Origin of the sequence: Thermacetogenium phaeum DSM 12270 (genome assembly GCF_000305935.1) — a bacterium.
GTDB classification, from domain to species: domain Bacteria; phylum Bacillota; class DSM-12270; order Thermacetogeniales; family Thermacetogeniaceae; genus Thermacetogenium; species Thermacetogenium phaeum.
In genome coordinates, this window is sequence record NC_018870.1 from 1,971,803 (window position 1) to 1,989,356 (window position 17,554).

Sequence of the window (17,554 nt, forward strand, 5' to 3'; positions counted from 1 at the left end):
ACTGTTCGACAAACAGCCCCTATCCCCTGCCAACCGGATATGGGTTATGTAATACAATAACATATCATAACCAGCAGGTTGTAGTGTGAAGCTGCCGGCTACACAAATAATACACAAATAACTTAATTAGCAAAATTCATACCGGATTTAAAGCTCCAAAAGATCAAATGGGGGCGAACTCCAGGTCCACCCCCATTCGCCTTTCAGCCCCCTGCCAGCCTGAAGAAAATCGCCACCTCATCCTCTTCCTTTAAAGGTGTTGCCAGACCTGCCAGATGTTCTATTGCCCTCCCGTTGACCAGAATGATCACGTCAGAACTGAGCTGTTTCTCCTGAACGGAATCTGTGGGAGCAAAAAGCCACCGGGTCAGCTCCTTTCCGTAATGCTCGGATAGTTTTTCCAGCAGTTCTACCAATACAGTCGCCGTAAAATCCGCGGTTTCTTTTACACCTGTAATGTCCCGGAGGAGAGCAAAGAACTTCACTTTCAAAGGGGATCACCCCCATTCATGCGTTATTGGAGGCCTAGCTCTTGTAGCTTCTCTGGGGTCGGCCTGCCCTCAGCGTCCCATCCGCGCACCTCGTAGTACTCCGGAAGCATGACATCCAGTTTGCTGACCGCTCCCTTGCAGGGGCCGACCTTGACCGGCTCCTTCAAAATGCGCGGCGGCAGCGTATCGTCCGCTTTGGTAAAGCCGTTCGCCAGGAGGAAGAGTCGCTCCATGTTCCAGATCCTCTCGCCGATCTTCATTATTTCTTCAACGGTAAAGTCAATCCCTGTTGCAGCTGTGAGTTGTTCGGAAAGTTCCGGTGCTCCGATGGCAAATGTCAGGAAGAGGCAGATCCCGGAAGAGTCTACGGCCGCGGTGAGATCCTGGAAGATCTTCGTAACTGAGCTTTCCCTTCGATTCATCCTGGCCCAAACCCAGCACTCTCACATTCTCCCAGGCTGTTTTGAGAAAAATTCATTTCTTTATTCCCACGGTGCTAAAAATCATGGTTCACAGAAGGCAGCTGCTTGAGTCACATTTAATTCACTAGTTCAACTAAAATTTTTTCTCTAGGCCCATTTAGGTAATTTCAAGAAGTTCAGCAAACGGCGGCGAAAGATAGTACAACACTTCACCATCAAAACTCCCTCGCCCCAAGCCATCCCAGTAAATCCCGAACAAATGACCTCATCCCGGCGCCCTCGATACAGCCGACCCTTTCTATGATGACATCTTTGCGGAAGGGAATACCCTGAAGGGATTCCGCAAGGGCTTCGACTAGGCCGCAGTCTATGGCATCCGAGTAGATGACAGCTTTTTTAATAAGGCCTTCATCTATGCTGAGACAGAGCTCGATTTCTCCCCAGTCAAACCTGTTGCGCAAGGAAATGTCGAAGTCGGGGGTTTCGCCGTATCTCCACTCCCAGGACGCATACTTCTGGTACAGCCTGAGTATCTCCTCGGAGTCCCCGTCAAACTGAATTTCACGGGAATATTCCCCGTAGACTTGGGCAAAGCTCTCTTTTACGCTCTGCCGCACCGCTTCAATGGTGATTTCAGGATTCAAACGGGCCAGGTTGACCACCCTTGACCTTACCGATTTAACGTCAACACCTTTCGACGCTATTTTCTCCTTGGAGACCCGCAGGTAGCGGGCGAGTCTGTTCATGTCCGTGTCGACGAGAATGGTGCCGTGGTGATAGGCCGATCTGGACTTGAAACAAAAGGCATTGCCCGAAAACTTTTTCCCCTCAACGGTGAGATCGTTGCGCCCCGAAAATTCCGCCTCTATTCCGAGGTTTCTTACGGCCAGCAGGAGAACGTGCAGTTGCCTTTCCAGATCGTACAGCTTCCTGTCCATGACGAATGTGAAATTCAGATTGCCGAGATCGTGATAAACCGCTCCGCCCCCGGATAGCCTGCGGGCAAGTTTGCCGCCTTCGCTTTCCAGCTCTTTACAGGCACACTCCTTCCAGGCATTTTGATGCTTGCCGATCACAACCGTGTTGTCGTTCTGCCACAAATACAAAATAATCTCATTCTCCGCCACATGATTCAACAAATACTCTTCAATAGCCAGGTTGTACCATGGGTCATAAGAACTTGAACTTGCATACGCTGTTCTCAATGTTCCCAACCCTCTTTTCTTATTTCAACAATGGTGCAATTGCCTTAAACTCGGGGGTTCCCGCCACTTTGAGCAGGTCAAAAACCACGGTCTCGGCATTTGTTATTACAGCGCCTTCTTCCCTCATTAATTCCAGACCGTTCTTGTGATTGTGCTTGAACCGGGAGCAAACGGCATCCTGCAATACGAAGACCTGATACCCGGCCATGATCAGATCCCTGACCGTCTGGAAAACACAGATATGGGTCTCGCTCCCCGCAACCAGGATCTGGTTCCGGTTGTATCCCTTTAGCACCTTTAAAGCATCCACCGAACAGGCCGAGAAACTGATCTTCTCCAGTTTAACGTGTTCTCCCAGGCTGCCCTTCACCTCCGCAACCGTGTACCCCAAACCTTTCGGATACTGCTCGGTGACAATAACCGGTATGTTCAATTTGTAACATGCCGCAAGCACCAGCTGCGTGTTTTTGTATACCTTCCCGGCCTGGTCCATCACCTTCATCAGATTTTCCTGCAGATCAATAATCATGAATACCGAATTGTCTGCCTTTAATAAATGTCTTGCCATAAACACCCCATCCCTTGCAAGCTGTTCCTTTGATATTTCACTCCGAAGTCATAAATAAAAAGTGTCTTCCTCCAGATACCGGCGCGAATGATTGTCAAATGCTCGATCGTGACCCGGGATGATAATTCCCCGGAAACGGGATATCCGCCGGGCATTGTTCATAAACAGATCGGCGTTATAGTGAAGAATGCCAGCAGAGTTTTTTCTCCACAGGTCCCGATGGTACAGCGCATCTCCCGCAACCAGAACCGCACGACTCTTATCCTGTAGAATAACGGCGCGGCTGCCAATGGAATGCCCTGGAACAGATACGACCGAAAGATTTTTCGGAAGCAGGGGCTGGTCTTCAAAAAACTCTAACTGTTCCGGATCGCCCACCAGTTTATCTGCAGGGTATGCTTCTGTAAGTTTTTTCAGCTCTCGGGCCAAGAGGATCTCCTGGTCTCGAACATGTCGCCCCATGCTGTGCAAGCCGGCGGCCGGGTCTTTGCTTTCCCGCAGCCTCGCGGCAAAGTCCCGTTCGTATGCCAGCTCCTGCCGGCTGATCAGAATGCGGGCATTTTTAAAATGACGATTGCCGCCAACGTGGTCCGGGTGGATGTGTGTATTGATCACCAGGCTGAAATCCAACGGACTGTAGCCTGCCTCCTCCAGGCTTTCCAACAAGCCCGGATTGCCGTACATCCCAGTGTCGATGATCGCCAGCATCTTGTCATCCAATTCTACCACTGTAGATGTAACCGGAATATTCCTGATCAGGAGATTGTCGATCTCATGCAGAACGGTGGTTAAAGCAGTGACCTTCATGCTTTAACCTCTTTTCCAATCATAGATGCGCCCTTTCCCCCGCCGCGTTTGCCCGCAACTATGCCCATCAGGCTGCAGCACTCTTCGGTGAAAATCACCTGCAGCCCTTTGTTGCGGGCATGTGTTATGGTTGCCTCATCTGGGTAGGCAATGGCGTTGACACCGCAGTCCACCGCCAGCTTCTCGATTTTCTGTTTGTACCTGCCGGGCGGCCTGGCGCAACCAAGGGTTAAAGGGATGTCGGGATTCAAGAGGCGGGCTGTGGCAAAGACCCTTGCGGTTTCCTCCACCGGCGGCGGCTCCACTCCGGCCATTTCCGTTCCTTTCATCGGGGAGATGATAACGAGCACCACCGCCTGGGGGTCTGCCCGGCTGATCATTTCTAGGGCCTTCATCTCTCCCAGGAGGCGGCCGTAATGCAACCCGATAACCACATGGGGAGCAATGCTCAACCCCGCTTCCCGGCAGGTCAGCATCGCTTCCAGATAATCACTTGGCTTATGAGCCAGGTGATACACATCGCGAATCGTGCTTTCCTCACCGATCACATCCAGCAGAACCTGATCGACCCCCACTTCCCGCAGGGCAACTGCCGTTTCCCGCCGGATCAGCCCGCTGTGCACCAGAACCCGCAACCCCTTCCCTTTGGCGTACCCAATGGCATCGACGAAGGGGAGCAGGGGTACCTCCCCGCGTGAATCCGCCCCTCCGCTGACCAAGATACCCCGGCAGCCTTTCTCCATCAGGCGGTCCACGACGCGGCACATCTCTTCGGGCGTCGGTGTTGGGATCATGGTTTCCAGCAGTCTGCCGTTGCAGTGTGCGCAGCGGCAGGCGCACGCCTTACCGGTCACACTGAGGTTGACAAAGGAATTGCGGCGGTTGGCGAAAAACCTGTTCTGGTAATGCTTTGCCCCAGGGGCCGAAAAAATGATCTGAGGTGCGTGATCCTTTCTGATCTCCCAGGCCTGCTGCATAAGGTTGCTAAGCCCCGGCATGCGAAACTCCCTCCCAGAACTGGGAGCGAATGATTTCGATATCCTCCGGTGTGGGAACAAAGGGATAGTTTCTCATAGGTTCGCCAGCCCTCTCGTTTCCGAAGGGCCTGTTGCAGGCAAGGAACCCGTCTTCTCCGGGACACCCGGAGGTCATGAACGCCAGGCCGTTATTGACATACGGCTCTATGTCGATACCATAATCGACTATCTGTCCTTCCGGAGAAAAGCTGATGGCAGCTTCGGAGAGAATCCCTTCGTTGATCAGGTAACGGGCAAGCTGTACCCGGCGGTATTGCCCGAGGGGGGGTTGAGGGGAGTCCTCCATCAGGCTGCCGGCTTCTGGGAAAAAGGAGAACAGGTGAGTCAGGGCTCCCATCCGGTATGCTCTCGATATTGTCTTAACCATCTGTTCTTCCGTTTCACCGAGACCGACGATGAGGTGCACGCCCACTTTATGGGGGCCGAATACCTCTACGGCCTCGGCCACGGTATCCCAGTACCGGCTCCACTTATGGGGGCCATTTACGGTGCGCCCGCGGTGCTTTTCGAAAAGCTCTTCGGTAGCAGCATCAATGGCGATATCCACCCGATCCGCCCCGGCATCCCTGATCATGGCCAGGTCATCCTTACCACGCATGACAGTGGGTGTAAGCAGCCCGCTGATGGGAAGACCCGTAGTTCTGAACCTGTCCGTAACAGTACAGGTATCAACCACACTGCGGGGATGGGTAAGCATGGAGACGCACACCCGTTTAAAAGGGTGATTTCTCGTTTTTACCCGCTCAAGGATTTCATCCAGGGCATATGTCGGCCACTTTACACGGATAAAGGTTTTCCCGGTACTTACCTGCCGGTTGCGGGCAAGGCCGCAGTAGCTGCAAGCACCGCGGCAGCCGTCCTGATAGGTAAGCAGAATATTGAGGCAGGTGCACTTCGCCCCCCGGAGAAACCGGCCCTGCTCCAGTCCCAGGCAGATCGCTCCTGCCAGGCTGGTTTGTACGTATTCCGGGCTTTCCTTTATCATCTTCATAAGAATTCCCCCCTTTATTTGTAATTACTGCTTATTGGTCTACCGCCTTGAAAATTATGTTCTTGCTGTTCTAAAACCCGAGCCAACCGTCTTCTCTGAAGCCGTCCATGGCGCAGAGTCGTTCCGACTCCCCCACCCTCAACGACATTTTCAATAACAATCGTTCTGAACGAATGTTAAAGGGTAGAAGTTACCTTTGGGGAAAGGTCATTTCGGCCAACGTTAACTACTCCCCATCAGAAGAAGATAACAATCCAGCATATTGATCCATGAGCTGAAGAAGACGATTGTTTTCATTCTCTGTTGGTGTCGCAGGAGGCGGCGAGTTTGTCTGCCCTGGAGATAGCCGCATACAGTGCATCATAAAAATCTTCGGGCATGATACCCGGAATTTTCACTGCACGTTCTGCAAAAAAGGAGCACACATTCTGCCGCAGTTCGGACGGGTCGCTGGAAGAGTTTTTGAGAGACGCCTCAAGGTCAAGGATGCTCTGCTTCGGGTATGCGAAGAAGTCGCCGGTAATCATCACGCTTTTGATGCGGTGCCTGGTGCGGTCGAGCAGTAGTGACACCCGGATCAGACCGCCCGGTGTTTTGTGATCCACCGTGACTAGGCTGCTGTCCTGCAGTTGCGATCTTTGACCGCGGACCCACTCCTCCGACCGAAAATAAGGCAGCTCCCGATTCAGCATCTCCTTTTCTCGGCCTGTCAAGTCTCCGGCCACCAGCTTAATGCCCAGCACCTCTGAGAAACCCTCCGCCATGGCCTTTTTGATCACCGGCAGAGGCGGCAGGCAACCCAGCACCTCCCGCAGGCAGACGACCCTTTCCTTGAAACTCTGCACCTGCTTGTCATCAAGCTTCTTGATCGGTAGTTTAAGGCACTTGATCATGGTATCCACATCAAAGTCGGTTAAAACGGTGCCGTGAAAGAGGAGGGCATCGCCGATCTCTGTGCCCCCTGTGCCTGATATCTTCCTTCCGTCTACCTCAATGTCGTTCAGGGGACGGAATCGCGCAGTTACCCCCAGCTTTGCCAGGCCGGCTACGGCACTCTCACACAGCAAGCAGTACATATCTTCGAGCTTTTTCGGTATGCCAGGTGTATCCTTGCGAGCAAAGACCTCCCACCCGAGTTGCCCCTCGTCCATATAAATCGCACCTCCACCGGAGATACGTCGGTTGATGTCGATCCCGTGGCTGCGGCAGTATTCCTCCTCCACCTCGAGCTCCACCGCCTGGTGGTATCCCACCAGGGCGGCAGGTGGTGAAAACTGCAGAAAGTGAACAGTGTCCGGCACCAAGTTGCGGCTTCGGGCCGTCAGGATTACTTTCTCCAGCGCCATATTGTGAGCAGCGGACAGCGACCCGGTATCGAGCAGGCGCCAGACCTCGCTCACGGGGTAACCCCTTCTTCCACTTCAAGCCTTTCCTGCTGCCGGATCCACTCCCTGTAGGCCTCCGGGGTCATCAGGCTCTCAAGCTCCGAAGGATCCTGGAGCCTGACTTTCATAAGCCAGCCGGTGGTATATGGAGCCCTGTTAACTTCCCCCGGGCTGGTAGTGGCCTTGGAGTTGGTCTCGGTAATTTCACCCGTTACCGGCAGAATCAGCTTGCCCACCCATTTGCCTGATTCGATGGAACCGAAACTTTCTCCCCGCCTGACAATGGTACCCACAGGCGGTAGTTCCAGATAAATTACGTCGCCGGTAGTGCTCTGCCCGTAATGGGTCAGCCCGATTACGGCCTCATTACCATTGACTTTTACCCAGTAATTGTTCTTGTCGTAGAGAAGGTCTTCGGGAACAAGCCACTGTTCACCCATATTGCATCCTCCTAAACATTTAAATATTTACAGGGAACTCTGCCAGCAAATCCTCACGCCATTCACACCCGATATACGCCTCCCAGAGCCCTTTGTTCAGCTCATTGCGCCCGATAACTTCCAGATCAGCAATCTTGCCGTCCCTGACCACTGCCAGGAGGCGTTCATCCCCGCCGTAGGGTCGCTCTATCAGATAGACGCCCTCGGCAATCTTGACCTTGCGGTAGGGCAGCTTGCGACCGGGGAGGGACAGCCAGTCAGAACTGGCAAGGCGGGCACCGATTCTGCTCGCCCTTTCTAGCAATTCGGTGTCGGGCAGGCGGGGGCTCAGTCTGCCAAATTCCCTGGCAAACTCCTCGATCAGGGCGGCAGCCAGATCTGCATAGCCGGGCAGATCGTCAAGCCAGTCGGCCAGCACGGTCATGTACTCGCGCATCGCTATTTGTAGGCGCCGTCTGAAAGTACTACCGGGAACACGCAGCACTCTGCTCATGGTCCTGAAGTCAAAATCGATCAGGATGTTGCCCACGTAGGCCACGCACTGCCCGATGTCTCCGGCGGCATTGCCCGAGCACTTACGTCCATCCGCCACAATATCCGCCGGTGCTTTCAGTTCGGCCGGCACACCAAAATGCCGGTATAGGCGGATAGCCGGTTTAAGAAATTTCTTGTAAAAGCGGTCCCGGCGCAGGGGAAGAAGAGGGTTATCCTTATGCAGCACGAGCTGAAAGAAGACCTGGTTGCTGTCTAGGTAAACCACCCCGCCTCCGGTCTCGCGGCGCAGGAGAGGAATGCCCCGCAGCCGGCAATACTCCTGGTCTATCTCCTGCTGCAGGTCATCGTGGAGGCCCAGACAGACGTAGGGACTGGTGGGGTAGCAGATGATCAATCCCTCCCGGCCCAGGTAGGCCAGCGCATGGTAAAGGGCCTGGGATTCCCACCAGCTGACTCCCCCCAGGTTGTAGAGATCCACTGCCCCCCACCTCCCCAAATTTCATGTTACCGGAAAAGTTCGTCCCCGCTCTTGAAGTCCAGGCCGGGATGGTTGTCGAAACGAACTACTCCTACTACAGCCTTATTTTTAACCGCTTTCTTCACTGCTGCGGTGCCCTCGATGCCAAAACCTCCGCACAGTTCGATGGCACTCACACCCTGTGCGACCAGTTCCTCGGCCGCCTTTGCCGCAGTCCGATAGTCCTTGACCCCAACCACGGTCAACTCCACTACAGGAGTCTCCACTACCGCCCGGTGTTTCCCGGCATCCGCTTCGGGAGCCACGAAAATAAACGCCGCCTTCAATGCCATTCAACACACCTCCGGTTCTTAATTTCACCAATCAACCTATAGCTTCCAGAAGTAATTCACTGATATCCATAACCCTTACGGGCAAACCAGCCTTGCGAACGGCAGCACTGAGCATCTGTTCACACTGCTGGCAAGCGGAAACCACGATGCTGGCCTTGGTTTCCTTGATCTCCTGTATCCGCAGCTTGGTGATCTCTGCGGCCAGATCGGCATCCACGCTCTGGAGGTTGCCGCCTCCCCCGCAGCAGAGAGAATCTTCCCTATTGTGATCCAGTTCGACGAATTCAATTCCAGGGATGCTCCGGATAATTTCGCGGGGAGCGTCGTAGACACCGCTGTTACGCCCCAGGTCACAAGGGTCGTGGTAGGTCACCACCTCATCCATTTCCTGCAGTTCCAGACGACCATCCTTAACAAAACGGGCCAGGTATTCGGTGGTGTGCAGGATCTCCAGGTCGTATCCCGCCAGTTCGCTCAGACATTCGTGTTTCCAGACGTGGTAGCAGGAGGCACAGCTTGCCACCAGGGTGTGGATGTCCAGTTCCTTGATTTTGGATACGTTGTGCTTGATAAACTCCCTGGCGTCATCGGCAAACCCGGTGCTCAACAGGGGAAAACCGCAGCACCATTCCTCCCCGCCCATGGTGGTAAAGTCAACTCCGGCCTCCATCAGCAACTGAGTGACGGCGAGAGGAATCTGGGCCGCCTGGGGGAAGAAGGAGGATACGCAGCCCACAAAATAGCACACCTCCGCGCCCTTCTTGAGTTCCAGGCCTTCGGGTTCCTCATCCAGGTCCTGGGCCCATTCCAGCCGGTCGTCGTTGCTGAAGGTAGAAATGTTCTTGTGGGCCAGGAGGTTTTCCCGGATGGTGTTATAAGCCTCTGGTCCTTTGCCCAGTCCGGCAATGCGCTTGCGAAGCTCCAACCAGAGGGTTCTCGTATCAATAGAGGTTGAGCAGGCACGTGCGCAGGCCCCGCACAGGGTGCACTGGGCCACCCGCCGGATAAACTCCTCAGACAGGGCTTTTTCGTTACCCTTGGCAAAGATGCCCTTAGCCAGGCTTATCTTCCCCCTGGGACTGGCCGACTCCCAGCCAAGCACCTGGTAGACTGGGCAGGAGCTCCGACAGTAGCCGCAGCGCCCGCAGATCAGGGCTTCTCTTTCGAGGGTTGTGAAAAGGCTCTTGCCTTCTGATGTCATCGGCGCACACTCCCTCTCATAAATCTCCTAATCCCGGCCATGACGTTCATCCCTAAGCTGAAATTAAAGGGGTTCAGCATCGGATGCCATTTATACAGCTTCCCCGGATTCATGATTCCCTTGGGATCCAGCTTCTTTTTCCTGGTCCGCAACTGCTCGAGCTCCGAGGCCTTGAAGATGCGCCCAAGATAGGGGGTGTTCCACAGCCCTACACCGTAAGGGTAACCACCGTGCCGGTATCCCACGTCCTGGATCTTTTTCACCAAGCTGAGATCCATGACATACTCGAAGACCCTTGTTTCATCCGCAAAGAACATGGTCATGATGATAATCCTCTCGGGGGTAGCCACATGCCCGTAGGAGCACATTTCCCGCCCGTACCGCCCGGACAGCCTCTTGATGTCGGAGAGGTAGCTTTCAAGCCTGGAGACCGGCAGGAAGACCTCTCCTCCCACTTCGGAGGGCCCGCTTCTTTTAAGTTTGAGGGACTTGTATCTCTCTTCCCATTCCATTTCGGCGACATCTCCGGGCAGGAAAGAAACCGCAGTGTTATCTGCAACAAGACTGGCAATCATTTCCTCTGCCTGGTTGAGTTCGTCCTCTGGGCCTTCATAATCGATTGCTAGCAGGCACCCCGAATCTACGTTACCCGGTGAAATTCCCTGCCTGAACATGGCTTTCACGCACGCTTCATCGGTAAAATGCAGGTTGTAGGGAGTAATTTTCGCATCCTTGACAGCAGTCAATACTCCGGCCATTTCAGACAGTTCGCGGGAGTACAGCAGAAAGTGCTTCATTGGTGTTCGTTTGCGAATTTCGATTTTAAGCTTCGTAATTATCCCTAGAGTTCCCTCGGAAGCCGCAAACCAGGCCAGTGGCGGATCTGTATCAGCGGTCACCTGCCGGATCTCTCCACCCGGTAAAACTACCTCCGCCCATTTAACCTGGGACAGCAGTGAGCCGTACTTCAGGCTGCCAATACCGTACCCCATCATGCAGAGCCAGCCGGCAATGCTCGATGCGGGGGCGCTGCTGGGTACGGATTTCGGAGCATAGCCCTTGGCGTTCAGGTATCGTTCCAGTTCGCTCCAGGTGGTCCCCGCTTTCACCGTGACCGTCATCCCATCCTCGTCCAGTTCCAAAACCCCTTTGAGCAGGTTCAGGTCGATCACGATGCCTCCCTTGGCGGGCACGGAGTCGAAGTAAACGGTGGAGGCGCCCGACCGGGGGGTTACCGGGATGCCCGCGGCCCCGGCCAGGCACAGGATCTCCGCAACCTCTTCCGCCCCGGTGGGACGCACCACCAGATCCGGCACGGTTTTAAACAGCGGGTCCACCAGTAGCGCCGGCACCGGGGCCAGATCACGGCTGTAAAGGACGCACTCAAATCGAGCATCGGTGGCCCGCTCGCCGCATAGCTCTTTTATCTGCCGCAGCGCTTCACTCTTTTTCACGCCTATCTCCATCCTCTCCAATCCGCGGGCAGACCTGCGGTCATTTTCCTATACTGCTATTTGGCATGTTTCTCTATCTCTTCCTTAAGCCATGGCTCCACCTGATCGCCGTGCAGCAACCGGTTTAACCCTTCGGACAGGTTATCCGGCTCCATTACGGCAACCCACCCCTGCCCGTAGGGATCGGCGTTCAAAGGCTTGGGATTGGCAGCCAGATCCTTGTTGACTTCGATTATCTTCCCGCTCATCGGAACCACAACCTTCCCCGCCCATTTGCCAGACTGAAGTGTGATGAGGGTCTTTCCTTCTTCCATCACTTTTCCTGTCCGGGGTAAACGAATAAAAGTGATTTCGCCGGCAAGTTGCTGCATGAAATCGGTGATCCCGATACGGATCCGACTCCCTTCAACTTTAACCCAGGCGTGGTCGGTCGTATAATAAAGTTCATCCGGCATTTCATACTTATCGATCCTGGCCATTTAAGTCCCCTCTCTTTCCGGTTCCTCCGTTTTATTCCTCAAAGGCGTCCAAAGCTTTCATAACCACAGCCGCCAGGTGAGCCATGGCTGGGGAACCGCCAAAGGCCACGGCCACCGCGGCCGCTTCCAGGATCTCCTCCCGGCTGGCTCCCTCAGCCAGGGCCTGCTTAACGTGGATGTTCATACAGTATTCGCACTTAGCGTAGATGGAGATAGCCAGCCCGATGAGCTCCTTGTACTTCCGCTCCAGTTCACCTTCCACGTAGGCTGCCTGATCCATCTGCACAAAAGCAGCCGATAGCTCCGGGGCCTCGTCCTCCAGCTGCACCATGCGTTCACCCAGTTCGGCCAGTACTTCCTTCGGATCTTTATCCATCGTTGCCTACCTCCATATATTTTAATTTATTCCAGTCCGTTGCCGCTTCGGTCTAAATAAATATGCGGTATGGTTTTTCGATCAGATCGATCAAGACCTTTAAAAACTCGGCAGCAGGGGCGCCGTCAATCACTCGGTGATCAAAAGCCAGGGAGAGTCCCAGCATAGGCCGGATGGTGATCTCCCCGTTCACCACAACCGGCCGCTCTACCGTACGGCCGACACCCAGTATAGCCGACTCCGGCTGGTTGATGATCGGGGTGAACCAGTCCACCGAGCCGTAGGCTCCCAGGTTGGTAACGGTGAAGGTGCCGCCGGTCATCTCGTCCGGTTCTAGCTTGTTGCGGCGTGCGCGTTTGGCCAGATCCCTGATTTCCTTATTAACCTGGTAGATGTCCTTTTGGTCGGCGTTTCTAACAACCGGGACAATCAGCCCATCCGGCAGGGCCACCGCCACCCCGATGTTGATATCCTGAAGCACCTTGATCTCTTCCCCGTCTAGGGTGGCATTCACCGCCGGCTTGAGTTCTAAAGCCTTTGCAACAGCCTTAACCAAAAAGGCAGTAATAGAAACCTTGTCTTTTTCCTTAACCCCCTCATTGATCTCTCGGCGGAGGGCGATGATGCCTGAAAGGTCCACACTGGTATGGTGGGTAACCTTGGGCGCTACCGCCCAGCTATGGGCCATGTTATCGCCAATAGCCCGTCTCATGCCTTCGTAAGGAATAACCTCAAGGGTCGGCCGGTCATCCGCCGCAGGAATCCCCTCGGCGATGGCCCTCTCCACATCTTCTCTGGTGATGCGCCCCTCAGGACCCGTTCCTTTAATACGGGTGTAATCGATACCGTTTTCTTCTGCCAGCTTCCGGGCAGCCGGGGAGATCTTTATCCTCTCACCTGCTGCCGGTGCGGCCGAAGCAGCAGCTGCCGTCCCGCCAGGCGCCTCTGCAAGCAGGGCGGATATGTCCTCGCCTTCGGAGCCAATCACCCCAAGCAAAGCCCCAATCGGAAGCTTCGCACCTTTTGAAGCGACAATTTTAAGCAGTATGCCTTCTTCCGGCGCTTCCACTGTGTTGGTGATCTTTTCGGTCATGATCTCCACGACCGGCTCCCCTTTTTTAACGCGATCCCCTTCGTTTTTCAGCCATTTGGCGACAGTGCCCGTCTTCATGGACAGTCCTAATTTAGGCATGGTTATCTGTGCTGCCATCTTGTTGTCCTCCTTTTAAGCCTTGTAACCTGTTCTCACACGGGAATAGCCTCTGGTCACCGCTTCGCGCAGGGCTATTTTTATATCCACGACCCGTGGACCGTCAAAGCTCAGCCTGAAGGATGCCGTGTCACCCTCTTTTACTTCCACTTCCCTTTCCCCGTCGAGGGCTATTACACAGGGAACTTCGGCAACAGACACTTCTTCATCTATTTCAACAGTCCGATGATTCCTCACCTTCACGGATTGTATGAGCCCCGGCGCAATTGGCGCCAGCAAGGTGATACCGCCTTCTCCAAATTCAATGGCGAGCCCCCTCTCCTCCTGAATCCCGACGGGTTCCAGGTTTCCTGCGATGGAAGAGATACCGATATTGTGGGGCTCCCCCCGCGTTACCAGTACCTGACGTATTCTCTCCGCATCCCACACAGCCCGGGAACCGATGAAGCTGTCCCGCAGGACGACGGCATCGATGAGAGCAATGTCCACATGAACACCATTTTTGTAAATATGAATTTTTTTCGTATGATGTACTGCCAGAGACCCGCAATACCATCCGCCGGCCACAATCCCGGCCGCCAGACCGGCTATTGTTCCTTCCACCATTTCCGGAAAGACATTGTTGGTTCCGGTAGAAATGGGAACCAGCGGCACCTCACCGCATCCCTTGGCCACCATGCGGTTGGTGCCATCACCCCCCAGGACGATCATACAGCCAACCCCAAGCCTGTTCATTTCTACCGCAGCTTTATAGGAATCGATCTGGGTCCCCGTCAACTCCATATCTACCGGGTTTACCTCAAGGGAAAGACGGTGCTGGCTGGAGAGACCATCAAGAGCTTTTGGGACAATTCCATAATAATCCGGCATATAAACCACTTGCCTGACTCCGGTGGCAGCCAGCCCGAGCAGGGCGCGGCGCACTATATTGACCTTTTCCTGGTTGTCAAAGACTGTGCCGTAGGCCACCAGCCGCCGGATGTCCTTGCCGGAAGCCGGGTTGGCAATGATCCCTACTACAGCCATTCCTCTTCCCCTCTCTTAAAATAACTTTCAATCGCGGTGAGCAGGTATCACCCTGCCCACCGCTTATCAACCTTAGAACAGTTCCTTTACGGCCTTGATGATCTTCTCTTCGTTTGGCAGGTAAGCGCTCTCCAGCACCGGGCTGAAAGGAATCGGAGTATCCGGGGCGGTTACCCGTTTGATTGGGGCATCGAGGAGATCGAATCCCTCCTCTGCAACTAAAGCGGCAATTTCCCCGCCGAACCCGCTTGTCCTGACCGCTTCGTGAACGATGACCAGTTTCCCCGTCTTGCCAACTGATTTCAAAATTGCTTCTTTATCAAGCGGCACAAGGGTGCGAGGATCGAGAACCTCGGCGTTGATGCCGTCTTTCGCAAGCTCCTCGGCAGCAGCTAGGGCCTTTTGCAGCATCCAGGACCAGGCCACGATGGTCACATCGGAACCCTCCCGCTTGATATCGGCCTTGCCGAGCGGAACGACATATTCCCCTTCCGGGACCTCTCCTGCCACATTGAGGAGTTGCTTGTGCTCGATATAGATAACAGGGTTGTCGTCCCTGATTGCCGCAATCATCAGCCCCTTCGCATCCGCCGGTTCTCCGGGCATAACCACCTTCAGGCCGGGGATGTGGGTAAACCACGCCTCCAGGGACTGGGAATGCTGGGCAGCCGCCGACATTCCGGCTCCGCACGGTGTCCTCACTACCATGGGGAGTCTTGCCTTGCCGCCGAACATGTACCTCATCTTGGCGGCCTGGTTGAGAAGCTCGTCCATGCAGACCCCCATGAAGTCCACGAACATGACTTCGGCAATCGGCCTCAGGCCTGCAGCGGCCGCACCTACAGCGCTGCCGACGATGGCGGTTTCGCTGATCGGTGTATCGATTACCCGTTCCGGTCCGAATTCCTGGTATAATCCGGCGGTTACACCAAAGCAGCCCCCGAAAATACCTACATCTTCGCCATAAAGATAGACGTTGGGGTCCCTTTTCATTTCAACCCGCATACCGTCCCTGATAGCCTCGGCATAAGTCATCTGTGCCATGTTCTTTCACCCTTTCTATTAGTTACTCTGCATAGACGTCCGTAAGGACATCGTCGGGGTTCGGAAGAGGACTGCTTTCGGCAAACTTCACTGCAGCTTCGACCTCTGCCTGGACATCGGCCTTGATTGCATCGAGATCGGCCTGGGTGGCATATTTAAGCTCAATCAACTTCGTTTCAAATCTGGGAATTGGGTCCTTTTTGAGCCATGCTTCCTGTTCTTCCGGTTTCTTGTAAACCTGCGGATCGCCTTCGAAGTGACCGCGGTGTCTCCAGGTCTTGCACTCGATCAGGCTGGGGCCGTCCCCTTTGCGGGCCCGGGCAACAGCCTCGGCTGCAGCCTCGTAAACGGCTATGACGTCATTTCCGTCCACGGCCACACCTGGGATTCCGTAGGCAGCGGCCCGGTCGGCGATATCAGTAACGTTCATGTGGTTCTTCTGGTAGTTAGAAATACCGTACATGTTATTTTCTGCCACGAAGATTACTGGCAGTTTCCAGATGGAAGCCATGTTTAAAGACTCATGGAAGGTGCCGCGGTTGGATGCTCCGTCGCCAAAGAAGCAGACCACCACATTGTTGGTCTTTTTGTACTTGCAGGCAAAGCCTGCGCCGGTGGCAATGGGCTGCCCGGCTCCAACGATACCATTGGCCCCGAGAATACCCAGATCAACATCTGCTATGTGCATGGAGCCGCCCTTCCCCTTGCAGTAACCTGTGGTCCTGCCGAACAACTCGGCCATCATCAGGTCGATCTTGCCGCCTTTGGCGATCAGGTGGCCATGGCCGCGGTGGGTGCTGGTGATGTAATCTTCGTCCGTCAGGTTCGCACAGACACCGGTTGCCACCGCTTCCTCGCCGACATAGAGGTGCACGAAGCCGGGAAGCTTGCCAGCAGCAAACAATTCGGCGGCCTTCATCTCGAAGGTCCTGATCCTCACCATGGTTTTATACATTTCCAGCAGTTTTTCTTTTGTGAGTTCCATCCAGGTTACCTCCTTAAAATTTATTTGGGAGATACGATAATCTTGATATTCTCGTCCTTGTTGTTGATTAATTCCTCGAACCCCTTTTCGATAATTTCATCCAGCTTGATCCTGCCGGTGATCATCATGTCTGCATTGAGGCGGCCGTCATCAATCATCTTGATCACAGGGGCAAACTCCCCGTTGTATGCCAGTGAACCCTTGATCTCTTTTTCAGGGAAAACGATTCCGTTGAAGTTTATGCTGCTCTCGCGCTCGAACACTCCAGCCTGAACAGAAATACCGCGCGGACGGAGGACTGCAAGCGAAAGCGGAGTGGTCTTATCACTACCGACACACTCGATGCTCACATCGGCACCGATGCCGTCCGTAAGCTTAAAGACTTCCGCCACAACGTCACACTGAGTGGGATCAAGAACAGCAGTAGCACCGAGTTTCTTGGCATATTCCTTGCGGGCTTTGGCCACCTCAATCACAATTACCTGGGCCGCTCCGGCAACCCTGGCGCACTGCAGGGCGGACAGTCCGATAGTACCGGCTCCGATAACTACTACGTTATTACCGGCAATAACCGGGGCCCGGCGAACGGCATGCATACCAACGGAGATGGGCTCTACCAGTGCTGCCTGTTCAAAGGTCATGGTGTCGGGAATTTTGTAAATGGTATATGCGGGAACATTGACATAACGTGCAAAAGCACCGTCGGTGTGCAGACCGGTGAATGCCAGCTTCTCACAGCACGGATAATCATATCTCTTGCAAGAGTAGCACTCCCAGCATACCTGGCAGGCATCGGGAGCTACCCTGTCCCCAACCTTGACATTCTTAACCCCTTCGCCGACTTCCACAACTGTACCGGAGAACTCATGGCCCAAGATTACGGGAGCAGTACCACCTGTTAAGGGATGAGGCTTGTCAACGGGAATAAAGATGGGACCAGCAATGTATTCGTGTAGATCTGATCCACAAATGCCACACCATTCCACCTCAACCTTGACCCAACCGGGCTTTGGTGCCGGCGGTTCCGGAACATCCACCACTCTGACATCTTTTTTTCCGTACCATACAGCAGCTTTCATGAAAAATAACCCCCTTTTTAAATCTTTTTAAAATCTGTGTGAATTGTTT

The 17,554-nt window shown here is 54.3% G+C and carries 20 protein-coding genes; all 20 read right to left on the reverse strand.

Annotated elements, in window-relative coordinates:
* Window positions 1–203 precede the first annotated feature (203 nt).
* On the reverse strand, window positions 204–485 hold the full coding sequence (locus tag TPH_RS09675; protein ID WP_236608872.1) for a MoaD family protein: 282 nt from the start codon (window positions 483–485) through the stop codon (window positions 204–206).
* Between the two features lie 29 nt (window positions 486–514).
* Window positions 515–913, reverse strand: a complete 399-nt coding sequence (locus TPH_RS09680) for an aldehyde ferredoxin oxidoreductase C-terminal domain-containing protein (protein WP_015051019.1) — start codon at window positions 911–913, stop codon at window positions 515–517.
* 215 nt (window positions 914–1,128) lie between these two features.
* Window positions 1,129–2,118 (reverse strand): lipoate--protein ligase, encoded by a 990-nt coding sequence (locus TPH_RS09685; protein ID WP_015051020.1) that lies wholly within the window; start codon window positions 2,116–2,118, stop codon window positions 1,129–1,131.
* Between the two features lie 19 nt (window positions 2,119–2,137).
* The gene (locus TPH_RS09690; protein WP_015051021.1) at window positions 2,138–2,686 is read right to left on the reverse strand and encodes an isochorismatase family protein; all 549 of its coding nucleotides are present in this window, start codon (window positions 2,684–2,686) and stop codon (window positions 2,138–2,140) included.
* 48 nt (window positions 2,687–2,734) lie between these two features.
* Window positions 2,735–3,493 carry an MBL fold metallo-hydrolase gene (locus TPH_RS09695; protein ID WP_015051022.1) on the reverse strand — a complete coding sequence of 253 codons (759 nt, stop codon included), beginning with the start codon at window positions 3,491–3,493 and terminating at the stop codon, window positions 2,735–2,737.
* Entirely contained in the window at window positions 3,490–4,491 is a 1,002-nt protein-coding gene (locus tag TPH_RS09700) for a radical SAM protein (RefSeq protein WP_015051023.1), read from the reverse strand. The genes TPH_RS09695 and TPH_RS09700 overlap by 4 nt, the downstream gene beginning before the upstream one ends.
* Window positions 4,478–5,521, reverse strand: coding sequence for a radical SAM protein (locus TPH_RS09705; RefSeq protein ID WP_015051024.1), 1,044 nt, complete (start codon window positions 5,519–5,521; stop codon window positions 4,478–4,480). The genes TPH_RS09700 and TPH_RS09705 overlap by 14 nt, the downstream gene beginning before the upstream one ends.
* A gap of 293 nt (window positions 5,522–5,814) precedes the next feature.
* Window positions 5,815–6,921 carry a lipoyl protein ligase domain-containing protein gene (locus TPH_RS09710; protein ID WP_015051025.1) on the reverse strand — a complete coding sequence of 369 codons (1,107 nt, stop codon included), beginning with the start codon at window positions 6,919–6,921 and terminating at the stop codon, window positions 5,815–5,817.
* On the reverse strand, window positions 6,918–7,346 hold the full coding sequence (gene gcvH / locus TPH_RS09715) for a glycine cleavage system protein GcvH (protein ID WP_015051026.1): 429 nt from the start codon (window positions 7,344–7,346) through the stop codon (window positions 6,918–6,920). Before gcvH ends, TPH_RS09710 begins: the two co-directional genes overlap by 4 nt.
* Before the next feature lie 19 nt (window positions 7,347–7,365).
* A complete protein-coding gene (locus TPH_RS09720; protein ID WP_015051027.1) occupies window positions 7,366–8,319 on the reverse strand; it encodes a lipoate--protein ligase family protein in 954 nt (317 codons plus the stop codon).
* 26 nt (window positions 8,320–8,345) lie between these two features.
* Window positions 8,346–8,651, reverse strand: a complete 306-nt coding sequence (locus TPH_RS09725; protein WP_015051028.1) for a DUF6506 family protein — start codon at window positions 8,649–8,651, stop codon at window positions 8,346–8,348.
* A gap of 31 nt (window positions 8,652–8,682) precedes the next feature.
* Window positions 8,683–9,852: a (Fe-S)-binding protein gene (locus TPH_RS09730; RefSeq protein WP_015051029.1), complete on the reverse strand. Its 1,170-nt coding sequence runs from the start codon at window positions 9,850–9,852 to the stop codon at window positions 8,683–8,685.
* Window positions 9,849–11,306 carry an FAD-binding oxidoreductase gene (locus TPH_RS09735; RefSeq protein WP_028990896.1) on the reverse strand — a complete coding sequence of 486 codons (1,458 nt, stop codon included), beginning with the start codon at window positions 11,304–11,306 and terminating at the stop codon, window positions 9,849–9,851. The genes TPH_RS09730 and TPH_RS09735 overlap by 4 nt, the downstream gene beginning before the upstream one ends.
* Before the next feature lie 56 nt (window positions 11,307–11,362).
* The gene (locus TPH_RS09740) at window positions 11,363–11,785 is read right to left on the reverse strand and encodes a glycine cleavage system protein H (RefSeq protein ID WP_015051031.1); all 423 of its coding nucleotides are present in this window, start codon (window positions 11,783–11,785) and stop codon (window positions 11,363–11,365) included.
* Window positions 11,786–11,816: 31 nt separating this feature from the next.
* Complete coding sequence (locus tag TPH_RS09745; RefSeq protein ID WP_015051032.1) at window positions 11,817–12,161, reverse strand: carboxymuconolactone decarboxylase family protein; 345 nt, start codon at window positions 12,159–12,161, stop codon at window positions 11,817–11,819.
* Window positions 12,162–12,213: 52 nt separating this feature from the next.
* Window positions 12,214–13,371: a dihydrolipoamide acetyltransferase family protein gene (locus TPH_RS09750; protein ID WP_015051033.1), complete on the reverse strand. Its 1,158-nt coding sequence runs from the start codon at window positions 13,369–13,371 to the stop codon at window positions 12,214–12,216.
* Between the two features lie 15 nt (window positions 13,372–13,386).
* The gene (locus TPH_RS09755) at window positions 13,387–14,397 is read right to left on the reverse strand and encodes an ATP-NAD kinase family protein (RefSeq protein ID WP_015051034.1); all 1,011 of its coding nucleotides are present in this window, start codon (window positions 14,395–14,397) and stop codon (window positions 13,387–13,389) included.
* Window positions 14,398–14,469: 72 nt separating this feature from the next.
* Window positions 14,470–15,441 (reverse strand): alpha-ketoacid dehydrogenase subunit beta, encoded by a 972-nt coding sequence (locus TPH_RS09760; protein ID WP_015051035.1) that lies wholly within the window; start codon window positions 15,439–15,441, stop codon window positions 14,470–14,472.
* 22 nt (window positions 15,442–15,463) lie between these two features.
* Window positions 15,464–16,426 carry a thiamine pyrophosphate-dependent dehydrogenase E1 component subunit alpha gene (locus TPH_RS09765; RefSeq protein WP_015051036.1) on the reverse strand — a complete coding sequence of 321 codons (963 nt, stop codon included), beginning with the start codon at window positions 16,424–16,426 and terminating at the stop codon, window positions 15,464–15,466.
* Between the two features lie 20 nt (window positions 16,427–16,446).
* A complete protein-coding gene (locus TPH_RS09770) occupies window positions 16,447–17,505 on the reverse strand; it encodes a 2,3-butanediol dehydrogenase (protein WP_015051037.1) in 1,059 nt (352 codons plus the stop codon).
* Window positions 17,506–17,554: the final 49 nt, after the last annotated feature.

What these genes read in the sequence shown, in the direction of transcription:
- TPH_RS09765 (WP_015051036.1), bottom strand. Translation starts at nt 16,426, where the DNA reads ATGGAACTCACAAAAGAAAAACTGCTGGAAATGTATAAAACCATGGTG.
- TPH_RS09770 (WP_015051037.1), bottom strand. Translation starts at nt 17,505, where the DNA reads ATGAAAGCTGCTGTATGGTACGGAAAAAAAGATGTCAGAGTGGTGGAT.
- TPH_RS09690 (WP_015051021.1), bottom strand. Translation starts at nt 2,686, where the DNA reads ATGGCAAGACATTTATTAAAGGCAGACAATTCGGTATTCATGATTATT.
- TPH_RS09745 (WP_015051032.1), bottom strand. Translation starts at nt 12,161, where the DNA reads ATGGATAAAGATCCGAAGGAAGTACTGGCCGAACTGGGTGAACGCATG.
- TPH_RS09700 (WP_015051023.1), bottom strand. Translation starts at nt 4,491, where the DNA reads ATGCCGGGGCTTAGCAACCTTATGCAGCAGGCCTGGGAGATCAGAAAG.
- TPH_RS09730 (WP_015051029.1), bottom strand. Translation starts at nt 9,852, where the DNA reads ATGACATCAGAAGGCAAGAGCCTTTTCACAACCCTCGAAAGAGAAGCC.
- TPH_RS09705 (WP_015051024.1), bottom strand. Translation starts at nt 5,521, where the DNA reads ATGAAGATGATAAAGGAAAGCCCGGAATACGTACAAACCAGCCTGGCA.
- TPH_RS09750 (WP_015051033.1), bottom strand. Translation starts at nt 13,371, where the DNA reads ATGGCAGCACAGATAACCATGCCTAAATTAGGACTGTCCATGAAGACG.
- TPH_RS09725 (WP_015051028.1), bottom strand. Translation starts at nt 8,651, where the DNA reads ATGGCATTGAAGGCGGCGTTTATTTTCGTGGCTCCCGAAGCGGATGCC.
- TPH_RS09680 (WP_015051019.1), bottom strand. Translation starts at nt 913, where the DNA reads ATGAATCGAAGGGAAAGCTCAGTTACGAAGATCTTCCAGGATCTCACC.
- TPH_RS09740 (WP_015051031.1), bottom strand. Translation starts at nt 11,785, where the DNA reads ATGGCCAGGATCGATAAGTATGAAATGCCGGATGAACTTTATTATACG.
- TPH_RS09755 (WP_015051034.1), bottom strand. Translation starts at nt 14,397, where the DNA reads ATGGCTGTAGTAGGGATCATTGCCAACCCGGCTTCCGGCAAGGACATC.
- gcvH (WP_015051026.1), bottom strand. Translation starts at nt 7,346, where the DNA reads ATGGGTGAACAGTGGCTTGTTCCCGAAGACCTTCTCTACGACAAGAAC.
- TPH_RS09760 (WP_015051035.1), bottom strand. Translation starts at nt 15,441, where the DNA reads ATGGCACAGATGACTTATGCCGAGGCTATCAGGGACGGTATGCGGGTT.
- TPH_RS09695 (WP_015051022.1), bottom strand. Translation starts at nt 3,493, where the DNA reads ATGAAGGTCACTGCTTTAACCACCGTTCTGCATGAGATCGACAATCTC.